The organism is Flavobacterium sp. AC274, from assembly GCF_979258275.1.
Window position 1 is genome coordinate 3517226 of record NZ_OZ409852.1, and the last position, 12233, is coordinate 3529458.

10 protein-coding genes and 1 pseudogene are annotated in these 12233 nt (G+C 31.8%); 4 read left to right on the forward strand and 7 right to left on the reverse strand.

Going from position 1 to position 12233, the window contains the following annotated elements; all coding sequences use genetic code 11:
* Positions 1-66: 66 nt before the first annotated feature.
* From efp to ACZZZT_RS15710, 5 genes are all read right to left on the reverse strand, one after another.
* Positions 67-633 carry an elongation factor P gene (efp, locus tag ACZZZT_RS15690; RefSeq protein WP_042567042.1) on the reverse strand — a complete coding sequence of 189 codons (567 nt, stop codon included), beginning with the start codon at positions 631-633 and terminating at the stop codon, positions 67-69.
* A 93-nt stretch (positions 634-726) separates the two neighbouring features.
* A complete protein-coding gene (gene lpxA, locus ACZZZT_RS15695; protein ID WP_029270176.1) occupies positions 727-1512 on the reverse strand; it encodes an acyl-ACP--UDP-N-acetylglucosamine O-acyltransferase in 786 nt (261 codons plus the stop codon).
* A gap of 72 nt (positions 1513-1584) precedes the next feature.
* Entirely contained in the window at positions 1585-2973 is a 1389-nt protein-coding gene (locus ACZZZT_RS15700) for a bifunctional UDP-3-O-[3-hydroxymyristoyl] N-acetylglucosamine deacetylase/3-hydroxyacyl-ACP dehydratase (RefSeq protein ID WP_073394290.1), read from the reverse strand.
* Positions 2966-4009, reverse strand: coding sequence for a UDP-3-O-(3-hydroxymyristoyl)glucosamine N-acyltransferase (gene lpxD / locus ACZZZT_RS15705; protein ID WP_073394158.1), 1044 nt, complete (start codon positions 4007-4009; stop codon positions 2966-2968). Before lpxD ends, ACZZZT_RS15700 begins: the two co-directional genes overlap by 8 nt.
* A 39-nt stretch (positions 4010-4048) precedes the next feature.
* The gene (locus tag ACZZZT_RS15710; RefSeq protein WP_463461078.1) at positions 4049-5278 is read right to left on the reverse strand and encodes an HD domain-containing protein; all 1230 of its coding nucleotides are present in this window, start codon (positions 5276-5278) and stop codon (positions 4049-4051) included.
* 219 nt (positions 5279-5497) lie between these two features.
* Here ACZZZT_RS15710 and porX point away from each other — a divergent pair.
* The 4 genes and pseudogenes from porX (at position 5498) to ACZZZT_RS15730 (ending at position 9402) form a co-directional block, all read left to right on the forward strand.
* Positions 5498-7050, forward strand: a pseudogene (gene porX / locus ACZZZT_RS15715) (T9SS response regulator signal transducer PorX).
* A 111-nt stretch (positions 7051-7161) separates the two neighbouring features.
* Positions 7162-7569 (forward strand): tRNA (adenosine(37)-N6)-threonylcarbamoyltransferase complex ATPase subunit type 1 TsaE, encoded by a 408-nt coding sequence (tsaE, locus tag ACZZZT_RS15720; protein WP_463461079.1) that lies wholly within the window; start codon positions 7162-7164, stop codon positions 7567-7569.
* A gap of 222 nt (positions 7570-7791) precedes the next feature.
* Positions 7792-8991, forward strand: a complete 1200-nt coding sequence (locus ACZZZT_RS15725) for an alanine dehydrogenase (RefSeq protein WP_042567047.1) — start codon at positions 7792-7794, stop codon at positions 8989-8991.
* A gap of 36 nt (positions 8992-9027) precedes the next feature.
* A complete protein-coding gene (locus ACZZZT_RS15730) occupies positions 9028-9402 on the forward strand; it encodes a DUF4258 domain-containing protein (protein ID WP_302096073.1) in 375 nt (124 codons plus the stop codon).
* Between the two features lie 36 nt (positions 9403-9438).
* Here ACZZZT_RS15730 and ACZZZT_RS15735 read toward each other — a convergent pair whose 3' ends face one another.
* Both ACZZZT_RS15735 and ACZZZT_RS15740 read right to left on the reverse strand, forming a co-directional pair.
* A complete protein-coding gene (locus tag ACZZZT_RS15735; protein ID WP_463461080.1) occupies positions 9439-10968 on the reverse strand; it encodes a CotH family protein in 1530 nt (509 codons plus the stop codon).
* A 465-nt stretch (positions 10969-11433) separates the two neighbouring features.
* The gene (locus ACZZZT_RS15740; RefSeq protein ID WP_463461081.1) at positions 11434-12099 is read right to left on the reverse strand and encodes a uracil-DNA glycosylase; all 666 of its coding nucleotides are present in this window, start codon (positions 12097-12099) and stop codon (positions 11434-11436) included.
* Positions 12100-12233: the final 134 nt, after the last annotated feature.

A 12233-nucleotide genomic window follows, 5' to 3' on the forward strand; every position in this document is an offset into this window, starting at 1 on the left:
TATTCAATTTTCTGCTGCTGCATCAATTTTCTAATTGACTCATTGACAAATTATCTAATTAAAAAACTACTCTTTTACACGCTCCATGTAAGAACCTGAAGCTGTATCAATTTTAATTTTATCACCTTCGTTGATGAATAAAGGAACATTTACAGTTGCTCCTGTTTCTACCGTAGCAGATTTTGTTGCATTTGTAGCAGTATTTCCTTTTACTCCTGGCTCAGCATAAGTAACTTCAAGAACTACAGAAGATGGCATATCTACAGATAAAGGCAAATCAGTTTCAGTGTTAACCTGAACCATTACACTTGTACCTTCTTTTAACAATCCCGGAGCATCCAGAATATTTTTATTCAAAGAAATTTGCTCATAAGATTCTGTATTCATAAAATGAAACTCATCTCCTTCAGCATATAAAAACTGGTAATTATGTGTTTCTACACGCACATCGTCAATTTTGTGTCCTGCAGAAAATGTATTATCTAATACTCTTCCTGTAGTTAAACTTCTTAATTTTGTTCTTACGAAAGCTGGTCCTTTTCCAGGTTTTACGTGAAGAAATTCAACAATTTTATAAATATCATGATTGAATTTAATACACAATCCGTTTCTAATATCTGATGTAGATGCCATTTGTTTTTATTTTATTTAGTATTTTGTTTAATCGTTTAATCGTTTATCTGTTTTCGACTTAACGAATTAACAAATAAACGATTAAACTTTTATTTAATAGTTTCCTGAATAACCTTTCATGATTCCTCTGGATGAATTTCTGATAAAATCTAAAATTTCATCTCTCTCAGGAGTAGCTTCCATTTCTGCTTCAATAATACTTAAAGCCTGAGTTGTATTGTAATTTTTTTGGTATAAAATTCTGTAAATCTCCTGAATTTCTCTGATTTTTTCAGTACTAAATCCTCTTCTTCTTAAACCAACCGAATTGATACCAACATAAGACAATGGCTCTTTTGCTGCTTTTGTATATGGCGGAACATCTTTTCTAACCAAAGATCCACCAGAAATCATAGCATGATCGCCAATATGAATAAATTGGTGAATCGCTGCCAAACCTCCAATTACGGCATGATTTCCTACCACAACGTGACCTGCAAGAGCAACTCCGTTTACAATAATAGCATTGTTTCCAATCTCGCAATCATGCGCAATGTGTGCATAAGCCATTACTAAACAATTGTTTCCCAGAATAGTTTGTCCTGAAGCAACTGTACCTCTATTTATAGTAACACATTCTCTAATAGTACAATTGTCGCCAATTATAGCAAGAGAATCTTCGCCACCAAATTTTAAATCTTGTGGAACCGCAGAAATTACCGCTCCTGGAAAAATATTGCAATTTTTACCAATTCGAGCGCCTTCCATAATGGTCACATTTGAACCAATCCAAGTACCATCACCAATAACAACATTATTGTGAATTGTTGTAAAAGGCTCAATTACAACGTTTTTAGCGATTTTAGCGCCAGGATGAACATATGCTAATGGTTGATTCATCTGTATCTTTTATATTTTATTAAAATAATCTAATTTGGGCAACAAACGTAAACAATAAATTTGATTAAATTATTATTGTTTTTTTACAATTTGTGCCATTAATTCTGCCTCGGTAACTAATTTACCATTTGCGTAAGCATTTGCCTGCATATGACAGATTCCTCTACGAATAGGAGAAATCAATTCGCATTTGAAAATTAATGTATCTCCAGGCAATACTTTATGTTTAAATTTAACATTGTCAATTTTCATAAAGTACGTTAAATAATTCTCAGGATCCGGAACTGTGCTTAAAACCAAAATTCCTCCTGTTTGAGCCATCGCTTCAACAATTAAAACTCCTGGCATTACCGGAGCTTCCGGGAAATGTCCTACGAAGAAATTTTCATTCATCGTAACATTCTTCAAACCAACTACATGGCGATCAGACATTTCGATAATTCTGTCAATCAACAAAAACGGTGGACGGTGTGGTAACATCGCCATGATTTTGTGAATATCCATTAACGGCTCTTTATTTAAATCATAAACAGGAACATGATTTCTTTGTTCGATTTTTATGATTTTGCCAATTTTTTTAGCAAACTGAGTATTTACGTAATGCCCTGGTTTATTAGCAATAATTTTTCCCTGAATTCTAACTCCAATTAAAGCTAAATCTCCCACAACATCTAATAATTTATGACGTGCAGCTTCGTTTGGATAGTGTAACGTAAGGTTGTCTAAAACACCATTTGGTTTTACCGAAATTTTATCTTTGCCAAATGCTTTCTTTAGATTTTCCATTGTAGACTCAGATATTTCTTTATCTACATAAACAATAGCATTGTTTAAATCTCCACCTTTAATTAATCCGTGCTCCAATAAAGATTCTAATTCATGGAGAAAACTAAAAGTTCTTGAATTTGCAATTTCATCTTTAAAATCGGCAATGCTTTTCATTGTTGCGTTTTGCGTACCTAAAACTTTAGTACCAAAATCAACCATTGCAGTAACCTGATAGTCGTCGCTTGGCATTACCAAAATCTCGCTGCCAGTAGCTTCATCAGTAAAAGAAATAACTTCTTTTACCACATAAACATTACGTTTAGCATCTTGTTCTTCGATACCGGCATTTTCTATAGCTTCAACAAAATATTTTGAAGAACCATCCATAATTGGTAGTTCAGAAGCATTTAATTCTATGATAACATTATCCAAATCACATCCAACTAATGCAGCCAGAACATGTTCCGGAGTTTGAATTTTTACACCTAATTTTTCTAAATTTGTACCTCTTTGTGTATTAACAACATAATTAGCATCAGCCTCAATCACTGGTTGTCCTTGCAAATCTACTCTTACAAAAGTGAAACCATTATTAATTGGAGCTGGTTTAAAAGTCATTGTAACTTCTTTTCCAGTGTGTAATCCAACTCCTGTTAGCGAAATTTCATTTTTGATGGTCTTCTGTTTAACCATTATTTCCATTTTTTGGGTTTATTATTTGTTTTTTTAATTCGTCCAGTTCGGCGACAATTTTAGGTAAGTTCTTGAAATGAACGTATGATTTGTTAAAATCACCATATCCAAGCGATGGAGAACCTTGCAAAATCTCATCATCTTTGATGTTTCTTGCAACTCCCGACTGCGCCTGAAGTCTTACATTATTACCTATTATTAAGTGGCCTGCGATACCAACCTGCCCGCCAATCATACAGTTTTCGCCAATTTTTGTAGAACCCGCAACGCCTGATTGAGCAGCAATTACAGTGTTTTTACCTATTTCTACATTATGGGCAATCTGAATTTGATTGTCTAATTTAACTCCTTTTCTAATAATCGTAGAACCCAGAGTTGCTCTGTCTATTGTAGTATTGGCACCAATATCTACATTATCTTCAATAATAACATTACCAATTTGTGGTACTTTACTATATACACCTTCTTCATTTGGTACAAAACCAAAACCATCTGCACCTATAATAGTTCCTGAATGTATGGTGCAATTATTGCCAATTACGGTTTCAGAATATATTTTAGCCCCGGCAAAAATATACACATTATCGCCAATAACAACGTTATCACCAATAAAACTGTTTGGATATATTTTTACATTATCACCCAAAACTACATTCTGACCTACATAACTAAAGCTTCCTAAGTATAGATTTTCTCCATATTTAGTCCCCTCAGATATAAAAGAGTGAGCTTCAATTCCATTTTTATTCAATTTTACCTGATTATAAAAATGCAAAAGTTTAGAAAAAGACGCATATGCATCCTCCACTTTTATTAAAGTTGTAGTGATTTCGGCTTCGGGTACAAAGCTGTCGTTAACAATAGTTACGCTCGCTTTTGTAGTATATATGTAGTTGATATATTTCGGGTTAGCCAAAAAAGTAAGCGATCCTTCCTCGCCTTCTTCAATCTTAGAAAGTCGAGAAACTTCTGCATTGGGATTCCCAACAACTTCTCCTTCTAAAATTCCTGCTATTTGTTCTGCTGTAAATTTCATCGCGACAAAAATATAAAAAATAGATTTTAAATGTTAATTTTAGATAAGTTGTTTTGGAAAACAGATGTAATATTTTGTGACCAACTTAGATAACGATTTCAAATTCAACTGATCAGAGGCTTCAACAACGTCTTCAATTGTTTTATCTTTTTTCAAAATTCGTATCGGTTCTGCCTCTTTACTGTATGCCTGGTTTTTTATTTTACCTCTAAAAATAAAATATCCGGCATCTACAGCCGAAATATGATGTTCTTCTGCAAACTCTTCTTTCAAAGATTGGGATTCTTCCATCGGAATCTTTTCCGCGCTCAACTTTATCTTCAATAAATCTCTGTTAATGATCATTTTACTTAATGTAGAAAGTATAAAATCATCTTGTTTTTGCCAGGCTTTTAAAGCGCTAATAATATCAAAATCATCTAATTGAGAAAATAAATCCAATTTTTCAGCATCAAAATTCTCTAATGTAATTTTGTTTTTCATGAAATACAAAAGAGGTTCACTGCAAGGCAAATTCACTCCTTTTAATGTAAGTTCTTTGGCTCTTTTTAAAACCTTCATCAAAATTAATTCGGCAACCAGACTAGTTTTATGCAAATATGCCTGCCAATACATTAATCGTCTTGAAAGCAGAAATTTTTCAACAGAATAAATTCCCTTTTCTTCAATAACCAAAACGCCATCAACAACATTCATCATCTGAATCAAACGCTCAGAATTTACGTTTCCTTCTGCAACTCCGGTATAAAAACTATCACGTTTAAGATAATCCATTCGATCCATATCTAACTGACTTGAAATCAGTTGTAACATAAATTTTCTATGATATTGACCTTTAAAAACCTGAATTGCTAAACTCAATTTACCATCAAATTCATCATTTAACTGATTCATGAATAATAAAGAAATAGCTTCGTGATTTACATCCTCTACAATACTTTTTTCCATGGCGTGCGAAAATGGTCCATGTCCAATATCATGCAGCAAAATAGCAATCAGCAAAGCGCATTCTTCCTCCTGAGAAATTGCAACTCCTTTAAATCGAAGTGTTTCAATAGCTTTTTGCATCAAATGCATACACCCTAAAGCATGATGAAAACGGGTATGGTTGGCTCCCGGATATACCAAATAAGACAATCCCATTTGCGAAATACGTCGCAAACGCTGAAAATACGGATGCTGAATTAAATCGTAAATAAGTTCGTTTGGGATGGAAATAAACCCGTAAATGGGGTCATTAAATATTTTTAATTTATTTATGTGGGTCACTATTTGGTTATTTTTTGGTCAACAAATATAAGTAATTAAGTATAAACAGCTTTGAGTTTTTAACTTAAAAAAATGCGATTTCACCTTATTAATTTCCTTAATTAAAATAGATCTAAAATTAATTTTGAAAAAAAACTGAATTTGTTATTCTGAATTTTATACTATTTTTAATACTTTTTAAGTTCTATACCTTTAAATTGCATTAAAATTAATTTGTTTATGGATAAGATTAAAATACTTTGGGTTGATGATGAAATCGATCTTTTAAAGCCACATATATTATTTCTGGAAAAGAAAAACTACAAAGTAACAACTTGTAATAACGGCCTGGATGCCATAGCTTTATTTGATGAAGACAATTATGATATTGTTTTTTTGGATGAAAATATGCCTGGAATGAGCGGCTTGGAAACCCTTTCTGAAATGAAAGAAAAAAAGTCGGCCATCCCAATGATTATGATCACCAAGAGTGAGGAAGAATATATAATGGAAGAAGCAATTGGTTCTAAAATTGCTGATTATTTGATAAAACCGGTAAATCCAAATCAGATTTTATTGAGTTTAAAGAAAAATCTGGACCACTCGAGGTTAATTTCAGAGAAAACTACTTTAGATTATCAAAAAGAATTTAGAAAAATTTCGATGGAATTGGCCATGGTTAATTCTTATGAAGATTGGGTAGAATTATACAAAAAATTGATTTTTGGGAATTAGAACTTGAAAATATTAACGATCAGGGAATGATTGAAATCCTTGAATCACAGAAAGTTGAAGCCAATTCTCAATTCGGAAAATATATTGAAAGAAATTATGAAGATTGGTTCGAACCAAAAGCCGACAGGCCAATCCAATCTGATAACTTATTTAAAGAACTGGTTGTTCCTGAAATTAAAAAGAAAGACAGACCTGTTTTATTTGTTGTAATTGATAATTTACGTTACGATCAATGGAAATCTTTTGAAACCGTGGTTGCTAATTATTACAAGTTAGAAAAAGAAGTTCCCTATTTCTCCATACTTCCAACTGCTACCCAATATGCCAGAAACTCGATTTTCTCAGGTTTAATGCCTGTTGAAATGGAGAAAAAATTTCCTGAATATTGGAAAAATGATGTTGAAGACGGAGGAAAAAACCTTTATGAAGCCGAATTTTTATCGGCACAATTAAAACGTTTAGGTTTAAATATAAAAGAAGATTATTTTAAGATCACCAATTATGCAGGTGGTAAAAAATTAGCCGAAAACTTTAAAGCCCTAAAAGGCAATGATTTGGTAACTGTAGTTTACAATTTTGTAGATATGTTATCGCACGCCAAAACAGAAATGGATGTTGTAAAAGAGCTCGCTTCTGATGATAAAGCCTATCGTTCGTTGACATTGAGCTGGTTTAAAAACTCACCATTATTAGAAATTATTCAACAAGCTCAACTTTTGGGTTTCAAATTAATACTGACTACAGATCACGGAACGATTAATGTAAAAAACCCTTCGAAAGTTGTTGGAGATAAAAATACAAGTTTAAATTTGCGTTATAAAACAGGTCGTAGTTTAACTTACGAACAAAAAGATGTATATGTGGTAAAAGAACCTAAAAAAATTGGTTTGCCAGCGATAAACATGAGCAGTTCGTTTATTTTTGCCAAAAATGATTTGTTTCTGGCGTATGTAAACAACTATAATCATTATGTAAGTTATTATAAAAACACATATCAGCATGGCGGAATTTCGTTAGAAGAAATGATTATTCCGTTTTTGGTATTCAACCCAAAATAAAAATATAGCTACGAATTTCACTAATTTTTCACGAATTGTTTTTTTTTATTTCAATGTGAAAAATTTGCGAAAATTAGTGAAATTCGTGGCAAAAAATACTAATTATAAGCAATGAATATCGTTTTTTCATTAGATCAGATTCAAGAAGTAGCAGAGCAGATTTTAGCTCAAAATCCTAAAAAAATCATTCTTTTTAACGGAGAAATGGGTGTTGGAAAAACTACTTTTATCAAACAATTATGCAAAAGTTTAGGAGTTGAAGATGCCACAAGCAGCCCGACTTTCTCTTTGGTTAATGAGTACTATACCTTTAATAATGACATAGTGTATCATTTTGATTTTTACAGATTAAACAAAGAAACCGAAGCGCTTGATATGGGAGTTGATGATTACTTATATTCAGGAAACTGGTGTTTTATTGAATGGTCTGAAAAAATTGCAAATCTAATTCCTGAGGAACATTCTACAGTTACAATTGAATTGTTGACTGATGGGAAACGTAAGCTCGAATTAGTTTAAAAGTTATTCCACAGAGATTCACGAAGTTTTCGCAGAGAAACACAAAAGATTTCTTTAAAAAACTTTGCGAATCTTTGTGCAAACTTCGTGAATCTCTGTGAAACAATATATCTTAAAATGGAAAAAATAATTCCTTAATATTAGCTTTTAGTATTAGCAGAAAATTTGCACTAATTTTAAAACTTTTTACGTAATTTGTACCTCTAATTTTTCGCACAACCCATGTCAATAACCTTAACTCCATTTACGAAACAACAATTGTTGCCACAAGAAGAAAAGCTTGAAGTTGGCCGATTTAAAAGAGAACTTTTCATAGGAATACCGAAGGAAACTAGTTATCAGGAACGTCGTATTTGCCTGACACCAGACGCAGTAAATTCGTTAACATACGAAGGACACCGCGTTATGATCGAGTCAGGAGCCGGAGAAAGTTCAAGCTATTCTGACAAAGAGTATAGCGACGCAGGCGCGGAAGTAACAAAAGACACTAAAAAAGTTTTTGGCTGCCCAATGTTGCTTAAAGTTGAGCCGCCTACTCTGGCTGAAATCAAAATGATTAATCCCGAAACGATTATAATTTCGGCTATTCAGTTAAAAACCAAAAAGAAAGAATACTTTGAAGCGTTAGCGCAGAAAAAAATAACAGCACTTGCATTTGAATATATCAAAGATGAAGACGGTTCTTACCCGGCCGTAAAATCTTTAAGCGAAATTGCAGGAACAGCTTCTATCCTAATTGCATCAGAATTAATGATTACAGATGAGTTTGGAAAAGGGCTTTTATTCGGAAATATTACCGGCGTTCCTCCTACCGAAGTTGTAATTTTAGGTGCCGGAACGGTTGGCGAGTTTGCAGCAAAAACCGCAATTGGTCTTGGTGCAAACGTAAAAGTTTTTGATAATTCGATTACAAAATTACGTCGTTTACAAAATAATTTGAATCAAAGAATTTTTACTTCTACAGTTCAGCAAAAAGCACTATTAAAAGCTTTAAGACGTTGCGATGTTGCTATTGGTGCAATGCGCGGTAAAGAACGCTGCCCGATTATTGTTACAGAAACAATGGTAGAGCATATGAAAAAAGGTGCCGTAATTGTAGACGTTAGTATTGATACTGGTGGCTGTTTTGAAACTTCGGAAGTTACTACACACGAAAAACCAACTTTTATAAAGAGTAATGTTTTGCATTATTGCGTGCCAAATATCCCGTCAAGATATTCCAAAACTGCTTCATTATCAATAAGTAACATCTTAACTCCTTACTTACTTCAAATTGCCGAAGAGGGCGGTTTAGAAAGTTCGATCAGATGCAATAAAGGACTTAAAAACGGGGTTTACTTATACCACGGAATCCTAACAAATAAAGCAATTGGCGAATGGTTTGATTTACCGGATAACGATATTAATTTACTTGTATTTTAAAAGAACTTTAATGTACCTTTGCCAAAAAATTTACTCATGAAGTTCGTACATCGTTTTGCTTATTATTTAATTGGTCTTATTATGGGATGCTTTTTTGTAGCCCTTGTTTTTAGCGGAAAAGATACCCGTTGCAATTATTTTCCAAATGCCAGAGTTTTAAATAACTTAAGAACCAAACCTTTTCAATATTCTGATAAAGCAATTCAAACTTTGAACGAAAAATGGGTTGATACCGCAGATGTAAAAAACACATTGACTTACGGAGATGTTGATTTTGACCAAAGTAATGTGCCGCTAAAAAAAGGAAAACTTTACATTATAGAAGGAAAAACAGTTAAGAATCAAGAAATTATTTTAAAAGTAATTAACTACGAAAACAAAGCTGTTTTAGACGAGATTGTTAAAAAGTAAAAAAGAAAGCCAGTTAATTATAACTGGCTTTCTTTTTTACTTTTCTTTTATAATAGTTTTCACATCAACTTTATTTTCAGAATCTACTATTTTAAGATAGTAAATTCCCTTGCTTAAATCTTTAATTGAAATTTGATCCTGATTGCCTTCGGATTTTTTTGAGAATATTAATCTTCCAGTACCATCGTATAACGATAAATAATGACTGAGGTTATCAATTGTACTAATGTTAATAATATCCGAAGTTGGATTTGGATAAACTAAAGTTTTAGAAACCTGATCAAATGTTGCTACATCCAAAGTATTACAAGTTTCAGAAAATTTAATATCTAAATATGACAATCGGTTGGTTAGCCAATTAGAAATATAATCTATTTCATTTTCATTAGCATTATAATCTGGCCAGGCAAGATGCTCTCTTTCATAAATTCCATTTTCTTTCAGGATATTATAATTACTTGTAAGCATATCCATTAACTTATCATGAGTAATTAATTTACTTCTTAATTCCTGCCATCTCAAATTTAGCGTTTCACGAAAACCATTAGCTGAACAGTCGTTTAAAAGCCTATTATAAAATCCGTTAGATAATAAGTCATTTGTAATATTTTCATGTTGGCCATTCCATATAGTTCCGAAAGTTCCGTCCAGATCCCATGGAACATAGAAATAAGGTTCATTTGCAGTATACTTTGCTATATATAAATTTTTTCCTCTATTGTCTGTAGCTCTAAGTAAATTAAGAAATATAAAATAATCAACTGCATTTTTGAGATCAAATTTAGTTTTATACTCAGCATAAAAATTACTATTTGTCTCATTTATCACGAAATCAACAAATTGATATAAATTACTCCAATCTGTTACTTCTTTTGGATGTTTGTACTCCAGACCACCCCATAATAAGTCATCATTATTATATGGAATTAAAGATGTAAAAGTTGAACTATTTCCCCATTGATCTCCTTTGTAGAGTTCCCCTCTTATATTTCCATTATGTTTTTTTAATTTCAATAATTTTCTATTTACTTTTTCACCAACACAATATATCCCTCTATATTCACCATTTAAAAATAGTTCTGCATATTTCATTTCAATGCCACTTACTACTTCCGGTTCTAAATTCAGGTAATATGGCTCGTGTATCATTTTCCATAAATCATTATTAGTTTTACTATGAAACCTAAGAGATTCATTATACATTGCTTGCAAATTAAAACTATCATCAGAATGCATGCCCAATAAGCTAACATCATGAGTTTCGGTACCATTTTGATCTTCCCAAAATTCAATTTCAAAGGATTTTTTAGGTAAACTTTGTGAGTAAGCTCCTCTAAGTTGTATTCCTATATCAGAAGTTATAATGTTTTGATTGCTCTCAATTAATTTAAAATTACCTAATACATTAGGTTCATTTACAATTTCACTATTAGCAGTAATTGTAATTAAAGGCAATGCGGTAAAATAAAGAATGTATTTTTTGCTATCGCTAGGATTAATTAAGCTATATGGAGTCCCTACCTTAATTACACTAACAGGAACTTCAAAATTATAATTAATATCCAAAGTGATAGAAGTTTTTTGACCTTCCCATGTAGTGTTAACATAATTTACGCCCAGATTGGTTACAATGAGTGACTTGTTGATGTCAATATTATACTGATTAGAAGGAACAATAATTATTTCTTGTGCAGAAGAAATATAAAAAGAAAAAAAAGAAAAATTAAAAGTAGTTTTTGTTTCATAGGTGGCATTTTTATCAAAAATGCAAAAGTAGTTTTAACCACTACAAAACCTAGTTTACACCAAAAAAATAGATTTAAATTTTAAAGCTAATTTTTATTATTAAAACCAAAAAACAAAGATAATCTCTTTGATTATAAGTGATTTAAATTTAATAATTGAATTTCAAAAATAAATTTTTAGACAATTATTTTAAAAGCTTTTTTCTGATTAATAATTATTACAAATATGAAAAATTAAAGAAAAACAACTAAGATAACTTTAAATTCATTTGAGAATCTACCCTTATTACCAATCAATCTCTTTCATTCCCTTCGATTTCAAAAATTCATTCGTCTGGCTAAAATGTTTGTTTCCAAACCAAAATCCTCTATTTGCACTTAAAGGTGATGGATGCCCCGACTTTAAAATATGATGCTTTGATGCATCAATCAAAGCGGTTTTCTTTTGTGCAAAACCTCCCCAAAGTAAAAACACAACATTCTCCTTTTCAGCAGAAATTTGTTTAATAACAGCATCTGTAAATTTCTCCCAGCCTTTTCCCTGATGACTTCCTGCTTCGGCTTGTCGAACTGTTAAAGTAGCATTTAAGAGAAAAACTCCCTGATCTGCCCAACGCTCCAGATTACCTGTTTTAGGCATTGGCTTATTTAAATCAGTTTCGATTTCTTTAAAGATATTCTGAAGAGATGGAGGAAACGGAATTCCGTCATTAACCGAAAAACATAATCCATTGGCCTGATTAGGTCCATGATAAGGATCCTGACCTATAATAACAACTTTTACCTGATCAAAATGACAATGATCAAAAGCTGAAAAAATTTGTCCGCCTTTTGGATAACAGACCTTGGTTGTATATTCAGATTTCACAAAGTCTATTAATTCTTTGAAATAGGATTTTTCAAATTCTTCATTTAAAACTGGTTTCCACGAAGAATGCATTTTTATGTCCATGATAATTTTTATTGCGAATTTCAGAAATTTTTAAGTAAAATCATATTTACAAAGCCATAAAATTTAGGCAATAAGTTTGTCGAATTCAATCATACTATTTTTGTACTTTTGTACGTACTTTATTAAAGGAATTA